The 23,021-nt window shown below is 47.0% G+C and carries 25 protein-coding genes; 4 read left to right on the top strand and 21 right to left on the bottom strand.

Translation table 11 applies throughout. From position 1 onward, the window contains the following. A complete protein-coding gene (locus tag F0U83_RS04440) occupies positions 1-585 on the top strand; it encodes a BON domain-containing protein (RefSeq protein ID WP_138988908.1) in 585 nt (194 codons plus the stop codon). Here the strand turns inward: F0U83_RS04440 and F0U83_RS04435 are convergent, their stop codons facing one another. The 17 genes from F0U83_RS04435 to F0U83_RS04355 all read right to left on the bottom strand — a co-directional run bounded on the left by F0U83_RS04435 (position 586) and on the right by F0U83_RS04355 (position 14,677). Next, complete coding sequence (locus tag F0U83_RS04435; RefSeq protein WP_138988909.1) at positions 586-987, bottom strand: ClpXP protease specificity-enhancing factor; 402 nt, start codon at positions 985-987, stop codon at positions 586-588. Between the two features lie 68 nt (positions 988-1,055). Continuing rightward, the gene (locus F0U83_RS04430) at positions 1,056-1,688 is read right to left on the bottom strand and encodes a glutathione S-transferase N-terminal domain-containing protein (protein ID WP_138988910.1); all 633 of its coding nucleotides are present in this window, start codon (positions 1,686-1,688) and stop codon (positions 1,056-1,058) included. Positions 1,689-1,783: 95 nt separating this feature from the next. Further along, positions 1,784-2,548, bottom strand: a complete 765-nt coding sequence (locus F0U83_RS04425) for a cytochrome c1 (RefSeq protein WP_138988911.1) — start codon at positions 2,546-2,548, stop codon at positions 1,784-1,786. Beyond that, entirely contained in the window at positions 2,548-3,795 is a 1,248-nt protein-coding gene (locus F0U83_RS04420) for a cytochrome b (RefSeq protein ID WP_138988912.1), read from the bottom strand. The genes F0U83_RS04425 and F0U83_RS04420 overlap by 1 nt, the downstream gene beginning before the upstream one ends. Next, entirely contained in the window at positions 3,795-4,394 is a 600-nt protein-coding gene (petA, locus tag F0U83_RS04415) for a ubiquinol-cytochrome c reductase iron-sulfur subunit (RefSeq protein WP_138988913.1), read from the bottom strand. The genes F0U83_RS04420 and petA overlap by 1 nt, the downstream gene beginning before the upstream one ends. Positions 4,395-4,649: 255 nt before the next feature. Further along, positions 4,650-5,042: a 30S ribosomal protein S9 gene (gene rpsI / locus F0U83_RS04410; protein ID WP_138988914.1), complete on the bottom strand. Its 393-nt coding sequence runs from the start codon at positions 5,040-5,042 to the stop codon at positions 4,650-4,652. 14 nt (positions 5,043-5,056) lie between these two features. Beyond that, complete coding sequence (rplM, locus tag F0U83_RS04405; protein WP_138988915.1) at positions 5,057-5,485, bottom strand: 50S ribosomal protein L13; 429 nt, start codon at positions 5,483-5,485, stop codon at positions 5,057-5,059. A gap of 192 nt (positions 5,486-5,677) precedes the next feature. Beyond that, complete coding sequence (gene zapE / locus F0U83_RS04400) at positions 5,678-6,787, bottom strand: cell division protein ZapE (protein ID WP_138988916.1); 1,110 nt, start codon at positions 6,785-6,787, stop codon at positions 5,678-5,680. A 99-nt stretch (positions 6,788-6,886) separates the two neighbouring features. Then, positions 6,887-7,597, bottom strand: coding sequence for an LrgB family protein (locus F0U83_RS04395; protein ID WP_138988917.1), 711 nt, complete (start codon positions 7,595-7,597; stop codon positions 6,887-6,889). Continuing rightward, on the bottom strand, positions 7,597-7,953 hold the full coding sequence (locus tag F0U83_RS04390) for a CidA/LrgA family protein (protein ID WP_138988918.1): 357 nt from the start codon (positions 7,951-7,953) through the stop codon (positions 7,597-7,599). The genes F0U83_RS04395 and F0U83_RS04390 overlap by 1 nt, the downstream gene beginning before the upstream one ends. A 13-nt stretch (positions 7,954-7,966) precedes the next feature. Further along, on the bottom strand, positions 7,967-8,551 hold the full coding sequence (locus tag F0U83_RS04385) for a TMEM165/GDT1 family protein (RefSeq protein WP_138988919.1): 585 nt from the start codon (positions 8,549-8,551) through the stop codon (positions 7,967-7,969). Between the two features lie 73 nt (positions 8,552-8,624). Continuing rightward, the gene (gene moaB / locus F0U83_RS04380) at positions 8,625-9,149 is read right to left on the bottom strand and encodes a molybdenum cofactor biosynthesis protein B (protein WP_138988920.1); all 525 of its coding nucleotides are present in this window, start codon (positions 9,147-9,149) and stop codon (positions 8,625-8,627) included. Positions 9,150-9,218: 69 nt separating this feature from the next. Further along, positions 9,219-9,938, bottom strand: a complete 720-nt coding sequence (locus F0U83_RS04375; RefSeq protein WP_170221932.1) for a hypothetical protein — start codon at positions 9,936-9,938, stop codon at positions 9,219-9,221. Beyond that, positions 9,928-10,647: a tyrosine-protein phosphatase gene (locus F0U83_RS04370; RefSeq protein ID WP_138988922.1), complete on the bottom strand. Its 720-nt coding sequence runs from the start codon at positions 10,645-10,647 to the stop codon at positions 9,928-9,930. The genes F0U83_RS04375 and F0U83_RS04370 overlap by 11 nt, the downstream gene beginning before the upstream one ends. Then, the gene (locus tag F0U83_RS04365; RefSeq protein ID WP_138988987.1) at positions 10,644-12,863 is read right to left on the bottom strand and encodes a GumC family protein; all 2,220 of its coding nucleotides are present in this window, start codon (positions 12,861-12,863) and stop codon (positions 10,644-10,646) included. Before F0U83_RS04365 ends, F0U83_RS04370 begins: the two co-directional genes overlap by 4 nt. 26 nt (positions 12,864-12,889) lie before the next feature. Continuing rightward, entirely contained in the window at positions 12,890-13,417 is a 528-nt protein-coding gene (locus F0U83_RS04360; protein ID WP_138988923.1) for a polysaccharide biosynthesis/export family protein, read from the bottom strand. A gap of 75 nt (positions 13,418-13,492) precedes the next feature. After that, entirely contained in the window at positions 13,493-14,677 is a 1,185-nt protein-coding gene (locus F0U83_RS04355; RefSeq protein WP_138988924.1) for an outer membrane beta-barrel protein, read from the bottom strand. A gap of 240 nt (positions 14,678-14,917) precedes the next feature. On the opposite strand from F0U83_RS04355, the gene galU reads away from it, so the two are divergent. The 3 genes from galU to F0U83_RS04340 are packed head-to-tail and all read left to right on the top strand — an operon-like array spanning position 14,918 to position 18,731. Beyond that, a complete protein-coding gene (gene galU, locus F0U83_RS04350) occupies positions 14,918-15,805 on the top strand; it encodes a UTP--glucose-1-phosphate uridylyltransferase GalU (protein ID WP_138988925.1) in 888 nt (295 codons plus the stop codon). Positions 15,806-15,825: 20 nt separating this feature from the next. Next, positions 15,826-17,463: a glucose-6-phosphate isomerase gene (pgi, locus tag F0U83_RS04345; protein WP_138988926.1), complete on the top strand. Its 1,638-nt coding sequence runs from the start codon at positions 15,826-15,828 to the stop codon at positions 17,461-17,463. Then, complete coding sequence (locus F0U83_RS04340) at positions 17,463-18,731, top strand: nucleotide sugar dehydrogenase (protein WP_138988927.1); 1,269 nt, start codon at positions 17,463-17,465, stop codon at positions 18,729-18,731. Before pgi ends, F0U83_RS04340 begins: the two co-directional genes overlap by 1 nt. Here F0U83_RS04340 and F0U83_RS04335 read toward each other — a convergent pair. The 4 genes from F0U83_RS04335 to F0U83_RS04320 form a co-directional block, all read right to left on the bottom strand. Next, positions 18,706-19,062, bottom strand: coding sequence for a VanZ family protein (locus F0U83_RS04335; protein ID WP_138988928.1), 357 nt, complete (start codon positions 19,060-19,062; stop codon positions 18,706-18,708). The genes F0U83_RS04340 and F0U83_RS04335 overlap by 26 nt on opposite strands. A 19-nt stretch (positions 19,063-19,081) precedes the next feature. Beyond that, positions 19,082-20,440, bottom strand: a complete 1,359-nt coding sequence (locus F0U83_RS04330) for an MBL fold metallo-hydrolase (protein WP_138988929.1) — start codon at positions 20,438-20,440, stop codon at positions 19,082-19,084. A 48-nt stretch (positions 20,441-20,488) separates the two neighbouring features. Continuing rightward, entirely contained in the window at positions 20,489-21,505 is a 1,017-nt protein-coding gene (gene galE / locus F0U83_RS04325; RefSeq protein WP_138988930.1) for a UDP-glucose 4-epimerase GalE, read from the bottom strand. 97 nt (positions 21,506-21,602) lie between these two features. Continuing rightward, a complete protein-coding gene (locus tag F0U83_RS04320; protein ID WP_138988931.1) occupies positions 21,603-22,997 on the bottom strand; it encodes a mannose-1-phosphate guanylyltransferase/mannose-6-phosphate isomerase in 1,395 nt (464 codons plus the stop codon). Positions 22,998-23,021 lie beyond the last annotated feature (24 nt).

Raw genomic sequence — 23,021 nt, 5'->3', positions numbered from 1 at the left:
ATGAGTTCAACCAGCCTCAAGTATCTTACTACCCTGTGTCTGATAGGCACCCTTAGCGGCTGCGCCACACTGATAGGAGCCGCCAGAGAGGAACCTATCCGAGAAGACCAAGGCAGCCGAACCATCGGAACATATGTCGAAGACGAAGTCATCGAGAATAAAACGCTCGTCAATCTGAATAAAGGCCCTGATAGCGTCAAAAACTCACATATTGGCGTTACCAGCTATAACGGCGTCATGCTCATAACAGGACAAGTACCTCACGAAACTGCCAAGCTGGAGGCGGAGAATATCGCCACTCAGACCAGAAAAGTTAGAAAAATACACAATGAGCTAGAGGTGTCGGGTCCAACATCAACCATCGTTAGAGCCAATGACGCCTACCTTACCAGTAGAATAAAGCTACAGCTTCTGGCTGATAAAAGTGTTGAAGGGGGTCGCATTAAAGTAGTGACAGAAAATAGCTCTGTCTACCTAATGGGCTTAGTTACCGAGGCAGAAGCGGCCAACGCCGTCAATATCGTTCGCACCATCCCTGGCGTCAAACGTATTGTTAAAGTGTTCGAGTATATCCCTAACCGTTAACTACTTAACAACTTTCAAAGCTGGCCGCCCACCTGAAGGCTTGGGCGGCTCAGGTGGCTCCTCATTAACACTCTGCTCATAGAACTCTGCACCAGGCTCCATTCCAAAGCCCATACCTGCCCCACTTTCGCGAGCATAGATAGCTAAAATAGCAGCCATCGGCACATAAACATTCATTGGCACACCACCAAAGCGCGCATTAAAGCTTACCGCTTCATCGTCGATGACCAGATTTTGAATGGCTGATGGGCTAATATTCAAAATTATCTGACCATCTGTTACAAACTGCTCAGGCACCATTACGCCTTTTAACGTAGCGTCAACAGCCAAGTGAGGAGTACTATCATTATCAATCAGCCACTCTTGTAGTGCTCGGATAAGATAGGGGCGACTAGGATTCATAACCTCTCCAAGAAAAAAGGGATGACAATATCATCCCTTTTAAATATCAAAATTCAACTTAAAATGCGTTACTCGCGCATTTCACGCTCCGCATCAGATAGACTCTCACGGAAAGATTCCCGCTCAAACAATCTATCCATATAGCTGATCAAACCTTGGCATTGAGACTCAGGTAACTCCACGCCCAAAGCAGGCAGACGCCACAACAAAGGAGCCAAGCAACAGTCCACTAAAGTAAACTCTTCACTCATGAAATACGGCTTATCAGCAAAAATTGGCGATACAGCTACAAAGCTGTCACGCAACTCTTTACGCGCTTCAAGCACTTCATCATCAGAAGAGTGAGCAGATAAAATAACATCTACATACTCACACCAGTCTTTCTGAATGCGATGCATAAACAGACGGCTTTTTGCACGCTCAACCGGATAAACAGGAAGCAATGGAGGATGCGGAAAACGCTCATCCAGATACTCCATCATCACATTAGGCTCATACAACACCAGCTCTCTGTCGAGAAGAGTAGGCAAACTGTTATATGGGTTCAGATCAGCCAGATCTTCTGGTAAATCCTCTACCTGACAATCAATAACATCGACCGCTACCCCTTTCTCTGCCAGCACTATGCGCACACGATGGCTATAGTGATCAGCCCCATCAGAATAAAAGGTCATGGAAGAACGCTTCGCCACAACTCCCATCAATAAATCCCCATATAACTTACCGCTAAAAATAAACAAGCACGGCCTGAAACAGGCCGTGCAAAATACCATTCTAACAGATTTATACTGCTAGATCAGTGCACATCTTTCCAGAATTCTTGCTTCAACGCATATGCCAAGAAGAAGAAGAAGAACAGGAAGATCAATACGTACGTACCAATACGATGTGAATCAAGCTTAGATGGCTCACCAATGTAGGCCATAAAGTTCACCAAGTCATAAATAGTCTTGTCAAACTCTTCAGGTGACTGCTGACCTTGCGTCGAAACAGTCAAACAGCCGCCCATAGCTTTACCAGTCAACGGATCAATACGCTTTTCCGCGTGCAGTAACTCATCTTTGGTACACGTGTTAATCTGCTCACCTTGCAAGTACTCAAGAACGTTAGGCATACCCACATCCGGGAACACCACGTTGTTAACACCCCAAGGGCGCGCAGGGTCTTTATAGAAGCTACGCATGTAAGTGTACAACCAATCAGTACCGCGCAAACGAGCTTCCAAAGTCAGATCAGGTGGCGGGTTACCGAACCATTTACCAGAGTCTTCTTTACCCATGGCAATAGTCATCTGTTCACCAATCTTCTGATCACCCAACAGTAGGTTTTGCTCAGCCAGCTCTAGCGGAATACCCAGATCAACAGCCGCACGCTCATAGCGCTGATATTGAGCCGAGTGACACCCCAAGCAGTTGTTTACAAAGATCTGCATACCACGCTGCAAAGATGCCTTGTTATGCAAATCTACTTCCATATGGTCCAACTTAGGACCTGCACCACCTGCTGCCAAAACAGACAGCGGAAACAGTGCAATGACGAATGCAACCAGATATTTTTTCATTATCCTGTAACCCTCTCTGGAACCGGCTTAGTTTTCTCCATTCTGGTGTAGAAAGGCATCAGGAAGAAGAAAGCGAAATACAATGCAGTACAGATCTGCGCAACCAGAGTACGGCCTGGGGTAGAAGAAACCACGCCCAAGTAGCCTAGAATCACAAAGCTGATAGCAAAGATAACCAACCAGATTTTGCTCAGCATGCCTTTGTAGCGCATAGATTTAACCGGGCTACGATCCAACCATGGCAGAACAAACAGAATTGCAATCGCACCACCCATTACCACAACACCTGGGAACTGAGAGCCTGCAATAGGCGGAATAGCACGTAACATCGCGTAGAATGGCGTGAAGTACCATACAGGCGCTATGTGAGGTGGCGTTTTCAATGGGTTAGCCGGCTCAAAGTTCGGTGCTTCAATGAAGTATCCGCCCCCTTCTGGGAAGAAGAAAACAACAGCACAGAAGACAAACAGGAACACAACCACACCTACAATATCTTTCACAGTGTAGTAAGGGTGGAAAGGAATACCATCGAGTGGCACACCGTTCTCATCTTTTTTCTCTTTGATTTCGATACCATCTGGGTTGTTAGAGCCCACTTCATGCAAGGCAATAATATGCAGAACAACCAGCGCTAAAAGCACGATAGGTAACGCAATAACATGTAAAGAGAAGAAACGGTTCAGAGTAACACCAGAAATCAGGTAGTCACCACGAATCCACTCAGCCAACTCAGGGCCAACAAACGGAACGGCCTGGAACAGAGATACAATTACTGCAGCACCCCAGTAAGACATTTGTCCCCAAGGTAGCAGATATCCCATGAAAGCTTCAGCCATCAGCGCCAAGTAGATCGTCATACCAAAGATCCACACCAGCTCACGAGGCTTACGGTAAGAACCATAAAGCATACCACGGAACATATGCAGATAAACGACAGCAAAGAATGCTGAAGCACCTGTAGAGTGCAGGTATCGCAACAGCCAACCGTAATCGACATCTCGCATGATATATTCAACAGATGCGAATGCGCCTTCTGCTGATGGGTTATAGCTCATTGTTAGCCAAATACCGGTAACAATCTGGTTAACCAATACCAATAGAGCTAAAGAACCAAAGAAATACCAAAAGTTAAAGTTTTTTGGCGCATAGTATTTTGACAGGTGGTCTTCCCACATCGCGGTTGCTGGAAAACGATCATCAATCCAGCCCATGAAGCCGCCTTTGCCTTTATTACGGTAGCCAGCCATTATGCAGTCTCCTGATCAACACCGACGATGATGATATTTTCATCTTCATACTTATGAGGAGGGATTACCAAGTTCGTTGGCGCAGGGGAACCCTTCACAACACGACCGGACAGGTCGAACCGGGAACCGTGGCATGGGCAGTAATAACCACCTACCCAATCAGAACCTAAGTCTTCAGGCGCCACTTCCGGACGATACGTCGGAGAACAGCCCAAATGCGTACAAATACCCACTAAAACAGCCACATCCGGGCGAATAGCACGGTTGGCATCTTTAGATACATAATCCGGCTGCTGCGGCACTTCCGAATTCGGATCTGCCAGTTTATTTCCATCTATCTTGCTTAAGTTAGATAGAGCTTCCTCGCTACGACGCACAATCCATACAGGCTTACCACGCCACTCAACGATCATCTGCTGACCTGGTTCCAGCTTGCTGATATCAGCTTTAGCCGGAGCACCAGCAGCTTTCGCTTTAGCGCTTGGATTCCACGAAGCTACGAACGGGACTGCCGCTCCTACAGCACCCACTGCCCCAACGGCAGAAGTGGCACCGATCAGGAGACGACGCCGACCCTTATTCACGCCGTCATTGCTCATCAAGTTTCTCCCCCTCAATCGACCAGGTTATTTGCGTTCAAATAAACACCAGCCGCTCAGTATAAAAAACCAATAAAATCCGGTTCTCGAAAATGGACAAAATAGTAAAGAAAATACCCCTATTTTACAAGGTGAAATCCACCCTACTAGGCACCTTTAAGACTAAGTATTGACTTCACACAGACATAAAAAAACGCCCAAACCACAAGGGCGAGGGCGTTTTTTTGTATTGCCAGTCGGATACCCGACAAACAATTAACGTTTTGAGAATTGTGGTTTCTTACGTGCTTTACGCAGACCCACTTTCTTACGCTCTACTTCACGTGCGTCACGGGTAACGAAACCAGCTTTACGCAGAGCAGGACGTAATGTTTCATCATATTCCATCAGCGCACGAGTGATACCATGACGGATAGCACCTGCCTGACCGAATCCGCCACCGCCTTTAACAGTAACGTAAACATCAAACTTTTCTAGCGTTTCAGTCAGTTCAAGAGGCTGACGAACGATCATGCGAGCCGTTTCACGACCGAAATAAACATCGATTGTACGATCGTTAATCGTGATTGCACCTGTACCTGGACGCAAGAAAACACGGGCAGTAGAAGTTTTGCGACGACCTGTACCGTAATACTGAGTAGTTGACATAATCTACTATCCCCTTAGAAATTCAGTTCTTGTGGCTGCTGAGCCGCATGTGGATGTTCGCTACCTGCATATACTTTTAATTTAGTATACATAGCACGACCCAGAGGACCTTTTGGAAGCATACCTTTAACAGCCAACTCGATAACTTCAGTAGGCTTGTTATTGATCATGATTTCAAAGTTAGCCTGCTTAAGACCACCAGGGAAACCCGAGTGACGGTAGTACATCTTATCTTTACGCTTGTTACCGGTAACGTTAACTTTCTCAGCGTTAACTACAACAATGTAGTCACCCGTATCTACGTGTGGAGTATATTCTGGCTTATGCTTGCCACGTAAGCGACGTGCAATTTCAGTAGCCATACGACCCAGAGTTTTACCTTCTGCGTCAATTACATACCAGTCGCGTTTAACTTCGGCTGGTTTAGCAACAAAAGTAGTCATCGATTGTTCGCCTTCATTTAAACTAAGCCTTGATCTGAATAATCAAACATTACTCAAACCGACTTACCTTATAATTATTGGTTGTTTGAGTTACATCAAACAACGTACGGACTCCTCGACCTAGATCAAGGAGCGCGAATTATAGACAATACCGCAATAGAATACGAGTCCTTTTGCACACTTTTTATCTAATCACGCCTTATGGGCACATGCTAAATATTCATGGGATTGCATCTCTAGCAAACGGCTCTGAGTACGCTCAATTTCGAATGATAAACGCCCCTCGGTGTAAATCTCATGGATAGGCACGGCAGCGGAAATAATTAACTTAACACCACAGTCATAAAACTCATCAACCATATTGATGAAGCGCCTTGCCGAGTCATCATTCGAGCGGCCCAACTGTGGCACATTTGATACAAGTACCGCATGATAAACCTTCGCCAGCTCAATATAGTCATTTTGTGAGCGAGGCCCTTCACACAAATCAGCAAACTCAAACCAAGCTACATCTTCACAGGTACGAAGGGAACGAATACCACGACCATTCACTTCAACAAGCTCACTCGAGACAGCCTCTGACAAGTCAGGGGCAAGGCTTTCAAAACTACGATTCAAACTCTCATTGGCTTCAGCATCCAACGGGTAGTGATATAACTCCGCTTGCTCTAAAGCTCTTAAACGGTAATCAATGCCGCCATCAACATTAATCACATCCGTATGACGATTCAAAAGCGCAATCGCAGGGAGAAAACGAGCCCGCTGTAGCCCATCTCTGTAGAGACCATCAGGAATAATATTGGACGTTGCCACCAAAGAAACGCCATTTGCAAACAGCTTTTCAAATAACCCACCCAAAATCATGGCATCCGTAATATCGGATACAAAGAACTCATCAAAACAGATGATTCTGGCTTCTGCAGCATAACGCTTAGCGATCTCGTCTAAAGGGTTTTTTGTACCTTCCAAGCCCTTCAGATCAGCATGAACCCGCTGCATAAACCTATGGAAGTGAGTACGCATTTTCCGCTCAAACGGCAGGCTGTCATAAAAGGTATCCATTAGATAGGTTTTGCCACGGCCAACCCCACCCCAGAAATATAGACCTTTTACTGGTTCAATCTCTTTTTTCTTAAAACGCTCCGTTAATCTACCCATTAAAGACGAGGGGGACGGGATTGTTTCTGCAGCAACCAAGTCATCATATAAACGTTGAAGGTGACCTACAGCCATTTCCTGAGAAGGATCATAAGAAAAATCATCTCTCTGAAGGTCTTGCTTATAACGCTCTAATGGAGTCATTTCTATCAATTACCTAAAAATTTATATGAGATTAAAAATGTGGGCGCACTTTACCTAGAGAACAGCAGCTAAGCAAATTCAACCATAGCCTTAAACCCGCTAGATCAACCCAAACATTGACACGACAACAGGCAAAATAAATGCCGTTAGCAAACCTGTCATTCCCATAGCCAAACCCGAAAAAGCGCCCGCTAAAGCGCTGATTTCAAACGCAGAGGCCGTGCCGAAACCATGAGCAGCCAACCCCATGGAAAATCCTTTTACCGCATCATCATCGACCTTAAGAAACGTAAATAACATAGGAGCCAACAAGCATCCCATAGCACCAGTAATTAGTACTAAGCCTGCCGCCAACGATGGAAATCCACCAATTTTTTCTGCGATGCCAATGGCTATCGGTGACGTTACAGACTTAGGCGCTAACGACAGCAAAGCCCCCACAGGTAGATCAAAAAACATCCCTACTGCTAGCACCGTTACAATAGCGGTAATTGCCCCCACCAAACAGGATACCAATAATGGCAACCACATCTGCCTCACTCGCTCAAAGTGATCATACAGAGGCACAGCCAAAGCAACGGTCGCAGGCCCTAACAAAAAATGGATAAATTGAGCGCCTTCAAAATACGTTTCGTAACTTGTCTTTGTCAGTAGCAAAAAAACAATAATCAATGAAAGCGCAACCAAAACTGGATGTAATAAAGGAGAACCACCAGCTCGCTTATTTAATGCCACCGAACACACAAACACCACAATGGTTATAATCAGCCAAAACAGTGGCTTTGCGGTAAAAAAGACCCAAAACTCCATTAGTTCTCACCTCTTTTACGCTTTAAACGACCAAATAGTTTAAACATAAGGAGAGTAACAACTAGGGTTATTAATGTACTCACAAACAACGCAGCAAGTATCGCCAGCCAATACTCAGAGATCATCTCCAAATGAAGCATCAACCCGACCCCTGCAGGCACATACAAAAACCCCAAATGCGCCAATAATCCTTCTGATACCCCGCGAACAGACTGGGGTGGTTTTTTAAGCAATACCAATGCAAGCAAAAGCAACACCATTCCCATAACTGGACCAGGAACGGGGATATCACCAGCAACAACTATCAACTCGCCCAGCAGTTGGCAGACCAATAGCATTAAAAATCCGTATAACATATTGACTCCCGACTTAGACCACCAGCCACTGCTGCCAAGATTCCAAGAGAGCTGCAATACCAAACAAGATAAACAGCACCCCACTGCCTTTATGGATTAAGTGAAGCGGAACATGTTTTAAAAGCTTATGTCCGACCAAAACACCTACAACAGTTGTCAAAGACAGCGCTAATGTTGCGCCCAGCCACACCGGAACAATGGAGTGAATCCCCCCCATGGCAGCAACCGCCAACTGTGTTTTATCACCAAACTCTGCTAAAAAAATCAAAAGAAAAACTGACAATAGAAGCTGGCGACCTACTTTTAAATCATCTTCACCTTCGTCATCCTCTTCGACACGCAGCGACTGCCAACCGAAATACAAAAATAGTACAGCAACGGCCAAAGCAACAGCCCAACCGGGAAGCCATTGCGCAACACTCGCACCAAAAAGCACACCCAAAATATTCAGCACAGCAAAAGCCGCAACCGCCCCGACAATAACAGGGAAAGGGCGGTATCTAGCTGCCAATGTCATGGCGACCAATTGGCTCTTGTCACCAAACTCAGCTAGAAAAACGAGTAAGAAAACCTGGGAAAGGGAAATCAGCGCTTCCATTAATACAACCCAAAACGCTGATTATACGATGAGCAGAGGCATCAAAACTACCGCAACGCAACAAAAAGGCAGGTTACCCTTTTTGCATGACCATTTCGACAAAATTGCAAGGGCGATGGCGCACATCTAGCTGCTCGCAAATAATTTTATTCCAAGCCGTTTTACACGCGCCAGTGGAGCCCGGCATACAAAAAATAACCGTACGATTAGCAACACCAGCTACCGTTCTAGACTGAATCGTTGAGGTGCCTATTTCATCGAAAGACAGAGAGCGAAATAATTCACCATACCCCTCAATTTGCTTATCAAAGAGCGGTATAACAGCTTCTGGCGTACTATCCCGAGCTGTAAAGCCAGTCCCACCGGTAATGAGAACAGCATGAACGACACTATCAGCAATCCAACGAGAAAGAACAGATCGGATTTGATAAATATCGTCTTTAACAATAGCTCGCTCATGAGCATAATGCCCTGCCTCTTCGACTCCCTTCTGCAGTGTATCACCCGATTTATCAGTCTCAGGAGTACGGGTATCAGAGACCGTCAAAATTGCGATATTGAGTGCTTTAAATTCCACATTATTTTGTGCGTGCCCCATAACTTCTCCACAAATCATAAACACCAAAGTGGCGATAATATAACAAAATAGCGAACGCACCTGTAAACACTATTGCTTTATGGGGCGACACACCTGCTTTTGTTCCTTAGATTGAGACAGCGAAGCACAAATGGGATAAAGCAATTTATAATGGATCAAGAAATACCTGACTGCTCTCGGCTTATGCAGTAACGCACGCTCCATCGCAGCGAGCGCAAGGGATTGACTTGAAGATGGTAAGCTCCTCCAACCCAATAACGCAGATTCTGAAACCGCAAGATTAACACTTAACTCCCAAGGACCTGTTTCTTTCGCTTGCTCAACCGCGAACAACCACTCTTGGTCAAACTCTCCTAGCCACGCTTTCATTAAGCCCAGATTCGCCCAGCTATAAGACCATTGAGGCCTTAGCTCACTCGCTTGCCGATGCAAGGCCAGCGCACTACGCAGGTCATTTGCCACTGGCTCAGATAAAGGCTGATTAACCATCAAGCCATTCAGAAGGGCACGCTGATATAAGATACGCGCCTTTAGCTCCAATAACTCGGCATTTTCAGGCGTATAGCTAATCGCCGTGTCGATCTTATCGAGCAACCGTAGCACTTCATCAGTTTTTGCAGGATTTTGTCTCGACCAATCCTTAACAGCATAGCGGGCAGGGTAAGCATGCAAATCTGCCATTACCCATTTAAAGCAAAGATAGAGTACAGGCAGCAACAAGATCAGAATAACGATAGCCGTCAGCTGACGCCGCGTACCTGCTCCGTTAGCCAAGCGCTCAAACTCCATCAACTATTGTTGCAGGGTTCAATGTAAATAGTGCTTGCGCTTCCACACGGCCATAAAGCTTCTCTACCAGTCGAAAAGCTTTAGATAGGAAAGGAGGACGGTGCTTTAAATTATGACCATCGCTAGCAATCACCGTAGCCCAGTTATTCTCCAGTATTTGATGCGCACGCTGATGAGCACTATCACCAAAATCAGCCGTTACAGACATTGCCGTCAACTGAAAAAGGCAGCCCATCTCAACAAAGGGGTGCAATTTACTCAGATCGTCCATCACAGCTTTATTACGCTCAGGATGAGCAATCATCGGTAGGATATTCCGATCTAGCAGCCACTTAACTAACTTATCACTGCCCGGAGGAATATGGCTATGGGGGAGCTCCAATAGCATGACATTTTTCCCCTGCCACCTACCTAAAAAAGGTAGATTATCAGACGCTGCTAACTGCAGTACTTCAGCACCTAAACGCACCTCTCCTGCAATAGACAACCCCACAGGAATACCTGCTTCAGCCACTGCAGCGGAGAAGGCTTCAAAATGAGGCACCAAAGAAGCCCGCGTATTTTCATACCGGCCCGGCTGCACGTGAGGCGTCAACACTAAGTGCTTGGTACCATCTTCAACAGCGGCACGCACCATAGATAATGCTTCTTCCAAAGAAGCAGCCCCATCATCAACAGCCGGAAGCAGATGACAGTGTAAATCAATCATGACTTAGCGCTGGAATATCCATACACATCATAATAGCCGCCGTATTCCTGACCATAGTACTTGGCACCCTTTTTGACATCGACCTGATTCAGAACCACACCAATCACTGGCGCATTGACCTCACGCAAACGTTTAAGGCCCGCTTTAGCATGCTGATAAGGCGTTGCATCGGACTTCACAACATAAATCATTGCACCAACCAAGGGAGCTAGCATCATCGCATCACTAACAGCTTGCGAAGGCGCCGTATCAATAATGATACGATCATATTTAGACTCTAGCAGCTCCAGCACTTTTGCAAATCGTTTAGAGGACAACAGCTCAGACGGATTAGGTGGGATCGTACCGGCGCACATCACATCAATATTGCCCGCCTCAAAGCGCTGGATACACTCCTCCACTTTTGCAGTACCTGCCACAAGATCAGCTAAACCAACCATAGAGCGCTCAAACCCCAGACATTTACCTATCGAAGGGCGCCTTAAGTCAGCATCAATCAGCAGTACTTTTTCCATCTGCCCTGTTGCAAAAGCCAATCCCAAAGACAGAGTCGACTTTCCTTCACCAGGCACCGTAGAGGTAACTGAAACGCTCTTATGCGGATTATCTAGAGCGGACAATATAAGGCCCGTACGAATTGTGCGAAGTGACTCAGAATAAGCAGATTGCGGGTTATCCACAAATTCCATATAACTTTGATTTGGCTTTTTACGCTGTTTAGGCAACAAAGGCAGTAAGCCCAGCATCGTTGCTTGCAAGCGACTTTCTACTTCAGAAGCCGTTTTAACCGTATTGTTCAACGCCTGCAAAAGGAAGGCAAACATCACACCAAACATCAAACTCACCACACCAGCCAAGGCAACAATCAAGCCTTTTTTAGGTTTAACCGGTAATTGCGGCACCACCGCAGGATCAGAGATTCGCGCATTGGCGGTATTCAAGTCCCCTGTCGCGCTGGTCTCATTAAAGCGGGATAGAAATGTATTAAATACGGTGCGCTTAGCATCTACATCTTGCTGAAGCTCACGTAATTTATACTCTTTGCGGCTTAAATCCTGCAGATTCCCTTTCGTGCCGTCCAAAGATTTTTGTAAAGACTGCTCATTGGCCAGTGCAACTTTATAATTGGTCTCAATACCATTCACGACAGAGAGAATCTGTGCATTAAGCGCACGTCGAGCATTGGCAAGTTCAGAATCAACCGCTTGCATTTTAGGATGCTTAGGGCCGTAACGTTTTGCCAATTCAGAACGTTTTAACTCTACTTGCGCATAAGACTGCTTCATCGCCTGTACCAGAGGGTGCTGAAGCACCGTTGGCACTAACTCTAATCGTTGCGGATTGCCTTTACCGATGGCTTGCACCTGACGATATAAACTTTCGGCCTCAAGGCGCTCACGCTGCGCTTCAACACGCTTATTAGCAATTAGCTCCAGCTCTTGGCCAGCGATATCCAAACCACCACGATCACCCACGATCTTCTCTTCTTCACGGTATTTCTGGAGTTTTTGCTCAGCAACCGTCAGATCGGCTCTTAACACCTCTAAACGCGAACTCAACCAAGAAGATGCTTTGAGCGTTAGCTCCAATTTGGCTTCTAAGTTATTTTCGATATAGGCTTCGCCAATCGCATTTGCAATACTGGCGGCTAATTTAGGGTCGGCAGATTCAAAACTGATTTTTACCAGTTGTGACTTTCTTACAGGCTCAATAGCAACCATTCCCATAAACGCTTCGACGACATCGTTGAAAGGGTCGTCCTCACCTTGCACATCTGTTCCTGGTAACTCAACAGGAATCAGCGCCTTTATCGACGCTTTGATATCAGCCACACTGAACGGCAGGAACGACTCTTCCACCTTATTGAATTCAGGATGATCCACCAATCCTAAGCGGTTAACGACTTTCTCTGCTAAACGACGGGACTTGAGGATCTCAAACTGCGTCGTGTAGTACTCAGACTGGCCACCCTCAATACCGTAAACCTCTTCGATCGAAACAACATTCGCTTGTTGCGACTCAATCAAAAGCGTTGCTGTCGCGCGGTAAATAGGTGTTAACGAATAAACCACCAAAATAGTTAGCAGCGTTACAACAAAGGAGAAACCAATAATGCCCCATTTGTGGCGCATTATCGTTTGCCAATACTGCCTTAAATCGATCACATCATCTTGTAGCAGTCGATCTATAGCACCCTGCTCTTTTTGTACTTCCATCACACTCAATCGCCTCAGCTACAAAATCAAAAGAAACTCTCTTCAATGGTAATCACATCCCCAGGCTTGACCGCGCTGGAGATACCAATTAGAACAGGTTGAGTCGATGATTCGCCTTCACGAACCACATAGAACTTGCTCGATGACGCACGCTCGGTAAAACCACCGGCCAATGACACCGCTCGCTGAAGCGTCAAACCAGGCTGAAAAGGATAGCCACCGGGATTTTTAACAGCACCATCAATAAAGAATTCACGATATTCAAGAATTTCTACACTAACGCTGGGGTCCACCAGATAACCATCGCTGAGTTTTTGGTAGAGATGCTCACCTAACGCTCCTGTCGTCATACCCATGACGCGTAGCTCCCCTAAAAAGGGATAAGAGATAGTACCGGCATCGGACAAACGTGTTTCAACACTTAACTCTTCTTCGCCATATACCTGTATCTTAATTAAATCACCAGCGCTTATGCGGTAATCCGACATACCCTCAGCAAAAGAGAGCGAAGAACAAAACAGAAAAGAAAAAAGAATGGCTAAAAAGACTCTCATCAAACCCTCTACGAACAGTTGAATTCAATAAGACGCCAAGCTCCTATGAATGGAGACTGGCGCCCTCGCCACATATTAAAGTGAACCCTGAACTCGGAAAATTACTTCATTACTATCATAATCAGCGCCCGCTATATTTGAGCTGAATGATTTATGAGAGAAGTCAGCACCTAGGGTTAGCCAGCGGCGCATGTCGTAATTCAACCCCAAGGTGGTCGTATTGGTGTCGTTATCAACAGTTGTGCCTTCATATTCTTCGTTGAGGAGGGTATGACTCAAACGTGTAGAGAAGCGGTCACTCCAGCCATGGGTCCAGCCTAATGTCCAACGAGTCGAGTCAATATAGTCTTCAGCGCCACCTGACTCTTCAGCCGTACGACTGGTGGATAGATCAAACACAGAATAGGTACGAGGCGCCCAATTCACACCAGCTTCCCAGCTACTAGTTGTCAGGGTATCACGGCTGTCATCATCGTAGTCTTTTCGCAGAACACCAAACTTCACTCGACCAGAAGTTTTAGCGGTAGCATCCCACTCTGCACCAAACTGCAAACGTGTTTCATTGCTATCGAGTGTCACCGATGACAGATCGTAATCAATATCACGCAAACGCGCTTCAGCTAACAAACGGGTTTTAGGCGAAATACGATAATAGAAAGTCCCCGTTAGAGTTTTCGTCATGCGATCCTGAGCGGCGGTAATGGTGCGGAAGTTATCATACGATTTATCTTCAACACGACCACTCACAACAATTTGTCCTGTCGCTTCATGAGCACCGTAAGTATAAGTTGCACCTAAGGCTTTGACGGTATACTTCGAGGGCTTATCAACCAAAGCAGGACTCAAGGAGTTACCCGAACGAGAATCACTGCGGGCATCATGCAGCTTCAGGTACTCGGCAAGAATTTCAAGTTTTTTACGGCTGTCAAATTCAGCCGTTGCGTACCCAGAAAGGGCATGATCAGTGTAGTCGTCATCATGGCTGCTAAAGTAGCTACCCTGCTCTAAGGCATAAGTCACACCCGCCACAAAACTACCTTTTTGCCCTTGAAGGTCAAAGTTTGGTCTAACCTTAGAGAACCAAGTGCTGGTTTCATTTTGTGTGGAGTTGTATAGATTATCTGTATGCCCCACTGCTACATCGACCGTGGGCGTTAACGCCAAATTACCCACCGCGATAGAAGAAGGCTCCAGTGCATGCACTGAAGAAGATATCACTAAAATAGAAGCTGCACTTGCACAAACGTTCTTAGTTACCATAAGACTCAACCTCTAATCCGTTAAAATTCCATGTCGATACAGCATCAATCTATTCTAATAACGCCTGAATACTGCACTGCAATAATGAGTAAGCTCATTCTATAATGCTGGTCAAAAAAAAAACAGTTATATCCTAATAAAACCGCCAATCGTTAGCCCATTTACTAATTTCAGGGTAGAATATTTTGCAACTATTTATCGCCCATATCACCCCTCTCAAGGACAATTTGGAGTTTAAGGATGTCAATGCTGACTAAAGTCGTAATCCCTGTTGCAGGTCTAGGCACACGAGTACTTCCGGCAAGTAAAGCAATCCCAAAAGAGATGCTAACGGTCGTCGACAAACCAGTCATTCAGCATGTCGTTGAAGAAGCGGTTAAAGCAGGTTTCAAAGAGATCATTTTAGTCACACGCAACAGCAAGTCAGCTATTGAAGATCACTTCGATACGCATTATGAGCTAGAGAGCGAACTGGCTCGCAAAGGAAAAGATAAAATACTGGCGGCTGTAAAAGACATCCTCCCCAGCGATGTTTCTATCACATCAGTAAGGCAAGGGCGTCCGTTAGGGCTCGGGCACGCCGTACTTTGTGCAGCACCCGTAGTTGGACAAGATGATTTTGCCGTGATGCTGCCTGACATGTTGATCCACAACCCGCACACCGATAGCAGTACAGACTTTAAAGCCATGGTTGACGACTACCATCAAAGTGGCGCTGCCCAAATCATGGTTGAAGCGGTCCCATTTGAGCATGTAGAGCGTTACGGCGTGGTTGATTGTGCAGGTAAACCTCTGGAAGCTGGGCAAAGCCAAACGATCGTAGGCATGGTAGAAAAACCACCACAAAGCGAAGCGCCCTCTAATCAGGCGATTGTAGGACGTTATATTCTTCCCGCTCGCGTGATGGAACTGCTAAAAGAAACGCAACCTGGCGCTGGCGGTGAAATCCAATTAACGGATGCATTAGATCAGCTCATCAAAGAAGCGACCATTCATGCCTACAGCATGACAGGAAAAACATACGATTGCGGTAACAAATTAGGTTACCTGCAAGCCAATCTGATTTTTGGCCTGGATCACCCAGAAACCGGCACTGAGTTCAAAGCATTTTTAGATGGTATCGTGTGAAAACACAAGGAGTTAGCGTTTTGCACCCCACTCAACAGCCCGGCTGGATTGCATTATCCAGCCATGCCAAAGCACTTAAAGAAACTCACCTAAGGGATCTATTCTCTCAGGATGGTCAACGCTTTGAGCGGTTTTCAGTCAAACATGACGAGCTGATGCTAGACTTTTCTAAGCAACGTATCACGACAGAAACCATTCAGCACCTGAAAGCACTGGCCAACGATTGCCAGCTCAAGCTCTGGATAGAGAAGCTGTTCTGTGGCGAAAAGATCAACACCTCGGAAGATAGGCCTGCCCTGCACACTGCCTTGCGACAGCCCGCTGACAAAGCGTTATACCTTGAAGGGCACAACATCATTGCCGATGTACAAGAAAACTTGGAACACATGGCTGAAATTGTCGAGCGCATCCATGCTGGCCAGTGGCGCGGCTATTCGGGGCAGCCTATCGATACCATCGTTAATATCGGTGTTGGCGGATCTGATTTAGGCCCGATGATGGCATGCAGAGCGCTCAGTGATTTTCAACCACTGATCAGCAACCCGCTAACGATGCATTTTGTCTCCTCGATGGACGGCAGCCAGCTAGCTGACTTATTGGATAACTTAAAACCCGAAACCACCCTGTTTATTATCTCCTCAAAGTCATTTACCACCATCGATACACTATCCAACGCCAACACGGCAAGGGAGTGGCTCAAAAAAGCCAGCGGTGTCAGAGACGAGCTACTCAACAGACGTCACTTTATCGGCGTATCGGCGAATCAGGAAAAGATGTCCCAATGGGGGATTACGCCCAAAAGCCAATTAAACTTCTGGGATTGGACCGGTGGGCGCTACTCTATGTGGTCAGCGATTGGCTTACCTATCGCCCTAAAGATTGGCATGCACGGCTTTAAAGATATGCTAAGCGGCGCACACAGTATGGATGAACACTTCCTCCACGCCCCTTTTGAAGAAAACGTGCCAACCCTGCTAGGGATGATAGGCATTTGGAATATTAACTTTCTTAACATCCATGCCCATGCAATTTTGCCCTATGACGGCCGCCTAAAGCACCTGCCAGCTTACTTGGAACAGCTGGAGATGGAAAGTAACGGCAAAAGCACAACACGCCAAGGCGAAAAGACTGACTACCATACCTGCCCCATTCTCTGGGGGGAGATCGGCCCTAACGCCCAACACGCGTTTTACCAGCTGCTACACCAAGGCACTGAGTCTGTTATGTGTGACTTTATTGCGCCGGCACGACGCTACCACGATACTGGCAACAGCGAACTGCAGCAGCAGCACACACTGACACTAGCCAACTGTCTAGCCCAGGCACGTATTCTAGCACTCGGCGACTCCGTACTGGATAACAGTACCTCAGCGCCACGTCATATGCGTTACCATGGTAACCAACCTAGTACTACCGTACTGGTTGATGAGTTAACACCCTACTCTTTTGGACAGTTGATAGCCCTATACGAGCACAAAGTCTTTGTGCAATCCGTCATTTGGGATATCAACCCATTTGATCAGTGGGGGGTTGAATTGGGTAAGAAGATGGCAACCAACTTACTACAGCCATTAAACGACCCGTTGGCAGAAGCCAACTTTGACAGCTCCACGGATGGACTATTAAACACCATCCACAGATTACAGGGGAAAAGCTAATGAAAATTGTAATCTGGGGCCAAGAGCTTACCGCATGGGTAACAGCTGCTGCATTTGCCCAAGCGGGCAATACGGTCTATATCGTCAACGATAGCACGCTAGAAAAGCCTATTGACCTGATGGGCAGTAATATTAAAAACGAACCCGGCCTGCTTGACCTAGTTAACAGCGAATTTGCAGCGGGTCGTTTACAAATGATGCAGAGTGGCTCTGCCATTTTAATGCAGAATCATATTATCAGCATGAACCCTGCGGAATATGAGCTAGCACAATCAGTTGTTATGCGTATCGCTAAAAAATGTGACGGCCCTGTGCTTGTACTCAACCAAAGTCATTTTGGTGTTGGCTATACCGACAAACTGCAAACCTTACTGGATATCGAAAAAGACCAAGTGGTCGCTTACTTGGCTGAAAGCTTATCTGAAGGTACAGCACTACAGTCTATTCGCCAGCAAAAATCCATTACACTGGGCTGCACCAACGACTGGGGGCTAATGACGATTCGAGCGCTGCTTCGCCCCTTTACGCAAAACATGGAACAAATGCTGCTAATGACCCCACAAGAAGCAGAATTCGCCAAGCTCGCTGTTACCGGTATGCTCGCATTACGCATAGGGTATGTAAACGAACTGGCAAACTTAGCTGAGCAGCTTCACGTTGATATTGATGTAGTCAGGCAAAGCATGATTGCTGACCCACGTATTGGGCATCACTTTTTGTCGCCAGGGTGCGGATTTGGCGGCCACACGTTCTCGCAGACCATTAAAGGGCTAGCCAACCTACTAACCGAAAAACGCCAATCTACCCTTTTAGACACGGTACTAAAAGAGAACGAAAAACAAAAAGAGCAACCTTTTAGAAAATTATGGCGACATTATGAGTGTGATATTCACAACTTGAACATTGCGATATGGGGCGCTTCTTTTAAGCCTGGTTCCTCGGCACTAGATGGTGCACCCAGTCTGAAAATCATCAATGCGCTCATTGCTCAACAGGCCAACGTCCGTATCCATGATCCCGAAGCTTTAGAAAATATCGCCAAACGCTTCGGCGGACACCCGCAAGTACATACCTGTGCGGATAAATACGAAGCACTTGAAAACGCTGATGCCCTATTACTGCTCACCGAGTGGCCAGAATATTGGTCACCCGACTACGAAAACGTATTAGCACAAATGAAACACCCGCTCATCATTGATGGAAGAAACATTTTTGATCGCGAGTTACTCGAAAGCCTCGGGTTTACCTACTACGGAATCGGGCGCTAAGCCTGTCATATAACAGCATCACCACTAACCCAACGGCTACGCCAACCAGATTGGCGTAGCCATCTTCGATGCTAAAAAATCGCGAAGGCCGAAGCACCCCCTGCAAATACTCCAGCAATGGCGCTAACAGCAACATCACTGACCAAAACAGATAAGCATTAACCCGCCAAAAGACCCAGCGAGACGATACCGACAGCCCAAGAAAAGCCAAAACGTGGCCGACCTTATCTGACTGTTCAAAGACCATGGGTGGCGGCTGTGGCCTAAAGAGACCATAGGCCACAGCCGCTACAACCACCACAAACAATAACCATCGACCAACCAATATCATTGAAGCGTCAACATAAACATTAACCTTTCGGGATCAATATAGTGGCATCCGGCACTATCGCCGCCAACTCACGTGCCAGCGCCTGTTTTGCCTCATCATCACCATGCACTATCCGGATCTCGTGAGGTTTACGATAAATGCGCTTAACAAAACGAACTAAGTTGCTTTGATCCGCGTGAGCAGAGTATCCGCTGATCGTATGCACACCCGCACGAATATCGACCCGCTCCCCATCCATATAGACATACCCGCCTTTGGGCCCATAGGTTTGAATATCACGCCCCGGCGTACCCTGTGCCTGATAACCGACAAACAGCACATCGGTACGTTCATCAGGTAGCAACGCTTTAAGGTAGTTCAGTATACGGCCACCAGCACACATACCGCTGGCGGCAATCACAATCGAGGGCCTGCCCGTCTCTTTAATATGATTAACACATTTCATATGCGCCTGATGGCTATCAATCGTTATCATCTGATCAAACGCTAATGGGTGCCGACCTGCCGATAACTTGACTCGCGCTTCGGCATCCCAAAGGTGGCTTAATGCGCGATAATGAGCAGTAAACTTAGCGGCAAGCGGTGAGTCGATAATGACATCCAGGTCAGCCCAATCCACCTGTTTACGATGAATAATCTCTTCGATCTCGTACAGTAACTCCTGCGTACGCCCAATACTAAACGCAGGAATCAAAACCGCACCACGATTTTTCAAGCACTGCTCAATGGTTTTTCGTAATAACTTGCGGCGATTCCTTCGGCCTTCATGCAACTTGTCACCATAGGTGCTCTCGATAACGACGCGATCAGCCCGATAAGGCGCTTTAGGTGCCGCTAACAAAGGGGAATAGGTCGCCCCCAAATCCCCCGAAAACAGCACCCGCTCACTGTTAGCATCGATCTCGATAAAAGCGGAGCCCAAAATATGCCCAGCCACACGAAAACGCCCCTTAGTCTTAGGCAAACCTTCAATATCAAACCACTGATCATCAGGAATAGGGCGTAACAAAGAGGCTAAACGCGCCAACACTTTTTGGATCAAACGCTTATCACGGGATACGCCGACTTTGATGGCGTCTTCCAATACTAATGGCAGCAGGTGCGCCGTAGCCTGCGTGGCATAGATAGGCCCATCAAACCCTGCAGCTAACAAAAAAGGGATCCGACCAACATGATCAATATGGCAATGAGTAACCAGCAAGGCTTTGATATCATCCAAAGGAAAGTCGATAACTTTATCACCCTCCTCCCGATTCACAGACTCCGCCCCTTGAAACATGCCGCAATCCACGAGCAGTGCCTCACCAGAATCCAACGTCAATTGATGACAAGACCCCGTAACACCATTAACAGCACCGTGGTGCGTAATCGTAACCATAACAACTCCCTGTAGAATGATTAAACCTTTAGCGGCGCGAGCACCTGATCAGGTGCCACCATAGCCATTAGGATTAGCGGATTGCCAGCGCCAATGATCCGTTACCATACGCTGAATATCATACTCCGCACGCCAACCCAACTGCTGGGCACTGTAGGCAGGATCAGCGTAACACGCTGCGATATCTCCCGGGCGACGATCAACAATTTCATAAGGAATATCACGACCACACGCCTTAGCAAACGCACTGACCACCTCCAACACCGAGTAACCATTGCCTGTGCCCAGATTATAGGCTTTACAACCATGCTCAGATTGGAGTGCATCCAACGCTTTTAAATGCCCCGCCGCCAAATCAACCACATGGATATAGTCCCGCACACCGGTACCATCGACTGTCGGGTAATCGCCGCCAAATACGCTCAGGCAATCACGTCGACCTATCGCCACCTGAGCAACAAATGGCATCAAGTTGTTAGGGATACCACTAGGGTCCTCACCAATTAAACCACTCTCATGAGCACCCACTGGATTGAAATAACGCAGCAGTGCAACCTCCCACTCAGCATCCGCTACCGCTAAATCCCGCAGAATATGCTCAATCATCAGCTTAGATTGACCATAAGGGTTGGTTGCAGAAAGGGGGAAATCCTCACGAATCGGCACAGATGCAGGATCGCCATACACAGTAGCCGATGAACTAAACACAATACGCTTACACCCTGCGTCTGCCATCGCCTCAAACAGGTTTATTGAGCCTTCGACATTGTTCTGATAATAAAACAGCGGCTTAGCAACCGACTCTCCTACCGCTTTCAAGCCCGCAAAGTGGATAACGGAATCAATCGAATGGCGGGAGAACACTCCTTTAAGGAAGGCTTTATCGCGAATATCCCCCTCCTCAAACGCAGGTCGAACACCAGAAATCTGCGCGATACGGTTGAATACCTCAGGGTGGCTATTACACAGATTATCTAACACCACCACATCCAAACCGGCTTGCTGCAACTGAACGACAGTATGGCTACCAATATAACCTGCACCGCCTGTGACTAACACGGCCATAGACCACTCCTTACGTTTAAATTAGCGATTAAGAGATTACGCACATTGTAACCGATATTTATTCGGTACGGAGGGCACTCACGCACTAAAAACCTATCTACTCTCTACCGTAGTTATCTTGCAGTCGGATGATGTCATCTTCTCCCAGATAGGAGCCGGATTGCACTTCGATTAACTCTAGGTCAACTTTGCCGGGGTTTTCGAGGCAATGCACTTCACCTAACGGGATGTAGGTTGATTGGTTTTCGGTTACAAGAAAAGTCTTATCACCGCAGGTGACTCGGGCTGTGCCTTTAACAACCACCCAATGCTCAGCGCGGTGGTGGTGTTTTTGCAGAGATAGCTTAGCATTGGGCTTAACTGTAATACGTTTTACCTGATAGCGCTCACCGGCATCGATAGAGTCGTATTTACCCCACGGGCGGTAGACTTCGCGGTGTTGCAAGTGTTCGTGGCGGCCTTGGGATTTGAGCGTTGCAACGAGTTTTTTAACCTCTTGCACATGGTCTTTGTGCGCGACCATCAAGGCATCTTTGGTATCTACAATGATTAGATCATCCACCCCTAGAGTGGTCACCAAACGTTCATTAGCCATAACCATCGAGTTGCGGGTGTTTTCGGCGATGACATCCCCCTGCAACACATTACCCGCCTCATCTTTGGGCTTGATCTCCCACAGTGCCGACCAGCTGCCCACATCACTCCAACCGGCATCCAGCGGGATAACCACCGCTTTATCGGTTTTTTCCATCACCGCATAATCAATCGACTCATCGGGGCAGGCTTCAAAGGCGGCTTTATCGATGCGGATAAAATCCAGATCAGGCGTTGTGATCGCCATTGCTTGCTGGCAGGCTTGCAAAATATCAGGGCGAAACCGGCTTAGCTCCTCAAGATAGCGGTTAGCGGTAAACATAAAAATACCGCTATTCCAATAATACTCACCCGTTGCTAAATAGGCCTGAGCCGTAGCGAGATTCGGCTTTTCTACAAACTCCGCCACAGTAAAAGCCGGACCTTGCGAACTACCCCGCCGAATATAACCATAACCGGTTTCGGGCTGGGTAGGTACCGTGCCAAAGGTGACCAAAAAACCATCTTTAGCGAGAGATTCGGCCTGCGCTACCGCCTGTAAAAACACGACGTGTTCGGTAATCACATGATCGGAAGAGAGTACCAGCAGAGGCTCATCCCCTTGGCCTTTTGCCACGGCATCCAATGCCGATAGTGCAATGGCAGGGGCTGTATTACGGCCTACAGGCTCTAAAAAAATAGAGCAACGCTGGCCTAATTGGCGCATCTGCTCTGCGACCAAAAAACGATGCGCCTCATTACAGATAATGCTCACTGACGGCAGTGACCCTAAGCGATATACCGTTTCTTGCAGCATGGATTGCGCAGAATTAAGGGGCAAAAACTGCTTAGGGCACTCGATCCGTGACAATGGCCACAAACGCGTACCCGAACCACCTGACAACACCACAGGGATCATAGCTAAAACCTCATGTCCCTATAA

Origin of the sequence: Neptunomonas concharum (assembly GCF_008630635.1) — a bacterium.
GTDB classification, from domain to species: domain Bacteria; phylum Pseudomonadota; class Gammaproteobacteria; order Pseudomonadales; family Balneatricaceae; genus Neptunomonas; species Neptunomonas concharum.
Note: the sequence above shows the minus strand (reverse complement) of the source record. Positions and strands in the feature narration are given on the sequence as shown.

What these genes read in the sequence shown, in the direction of transcription:
- F0U83_RS04440 (WP_138988908.1), top strand. Translation starts at nt 1, where the DNA reads ATGAGTTCAACCAGCCTCAAGTATCTTACTACCCTGTGTCTGATAGGC.
- F0U83_RS04435 (WP_138988909.1), bottom strand. Translation starts at nt 987, where the DNA reads ATGAATCCTAGTCGCCCCTATCTTATCCGAGCACTACAAGAGTGGCTG.
- F0U83_RS04430 (WP_138988910.1), bottom strand. Translation starts at nt 1,688, where the DNA reads ATGGGAGTTGTGGCGAAGCGTTCTTCCATGACCTTTTATTCTGATGGG.
- F0U83_RS04425 (WP_138988911.1), bottom strand. Translation starts at nt 2,548, where the DNA reads ATGAAAAAATATCTGGTTGCATTCGTCATTGCACTGTTTCCGCTGTCT.
- F0U83_RS04420 (WP_138988912.1), bottom strand. Translation starts at nt 3,795, where the DNA reads ATGGCTGGCTACCGTAATAAAGGCAAAGGCGGCTTCATGGGCTGGATT.
- petA (WP_138988913.1), bottom strand. Translation starts at nt 4,394, where the DNA reads ATGAGCAATGACGGCGTGAATAAGGGTCGGCGTCGTCTCCTGATCGGT.
- rpsI (WP_138988914.1), bottom strand. Translation starts at nt 5,042, where the DNA reads ATGTCAACTACTCAGTATTACGGTACAGGTCGTCGCAAAACTTCTACT.
- rplM (WP_138988915.1), bottom strand. Translation starts at nt 5,485, where the DNA reads ATGACTACTTTTGTTGCTAAACCAGCCGAAGTTAAACGCGACTGGTAT.
- zapE (WP_138988916.1), bottom strand. Translation starts at nt 6,787, where the DNA reads ATGACTCCATTAGAGCGTTATAAGCAAGACCTTCAGAGAGATGATTTT.
- F0U83_RS04395 (WP_138988917.1), bottom strand. Translation starts at nt 7,597, where the DNA reads ATGGAGTTTTGGGTCTTTTTTACCGCAAAGCCACTGTTTTGGCTGATT.
- F0U83_RS04390 (WP_138988918.1), bottom strand. Translation starts at nt 7,953, where the DNA reads ATGTTATACGGATTTTTAATGCTATTGGTCTGCCAACTGCTGGGCGAG.
- F0U83_RS04385 (WP_138988919.1), bottom strand. Translation starts at nt 8,551, where the DNA reads ATGGAAGCGCTGATTTCCCTTTCCCAGGTTTTCTTACTCGTTTTTCTA.
- moaB (WP_138988920.1), bottom strand. Translation starts at nt 9,149, where the DNA reads ATGGGGCACGCACAAAATAATGTGGAATTTAAAGCACTCAATATCGCA.
- F0U83_RS04375 (WP_170221932.1), bottom strand. Translation starts at nt 9,938, where the DNA reads ATGGAGTTTGAGCGCTTGGCTAACGGAGCAGGTACGCGGCGTCAGCTG.
- F0U83_RS04370 (WP_138988922.1), bottom strand. Translation starts at nt 10,647, where the DNA reads ATGATTGATTTACACTGTCATCTGCTTCCGGCTGTTGATGATGGGGCT.
- F0U83_RS04365 (WP_138988987.1), bottom strand. Translation starts at nt 12,863, where the DNA reads ATGGAAGTACAAAAAGAGCAGGGTGCTATAGATCGACTGCTACAAGAT.
- F0U83_RS04360 (WP_138988923.1), bottom strand. Translation starts at nt 13,417, where the DNA reads ATGAGAGTCTTTTTAGCCATTCTTTTTTCTTTTCTGTTTTGTTCTTCG.
- F0U83_RS04355 (WP_138988924.1), bottom strand. Translation starts at nt 14,677, where the DNA reads ATGGTAACTAAGAACGTTTGTGCAAGTGCAGCTTCTATTTTAGTGATA.
- galU (WP_138988925.1), top strand. Translation starts at nt 14,918, where the DNA reads ATGTCAATGCTGACTAAAGTCGTAATCCCTGTTGCAGGTCTAGGCACA.
- F0U83_RS04340 (WP_138988927.1), top strand. Translation starts at nt 17,463, where the DNA reads ATGAAAATTGTAATCTGGGGCCAAGAGCTTACCGCATGGGTAACAGCT.
- F0U83_RS04335 (WP_138988928.1), bottom strand. Translation starts at nt 19,062, where the DNA reads ATGATATTGGTTGGTCGATGGTTATTGTTTGTGGTGGTTGTAGCGGCT.
- F0U83_RS04330 (WP_138988929.1), bottom strand. Translation starts at nt 20,440, where the DNA reads ATGGTTACGATTACGCACCACGGTGCTGTTAATGGTGTTACGGGGTCT.
- galE (WP_138988930.1), bottom strand. Translation starts at nt 21,505, where the DNA reads ATGGCCGTGTTAGTCACAGGCGGTGCAGGTTATATTGGTAGCCATACT.
- F0U83_RS04320 (WP_138988931.1), bottom strand. Translation starts at nt 22,997, where the DNA reads ATGATCCCTGTGGTGTTGTCAGGTGGTTCGGGTACGCGTTTGTGGCCA.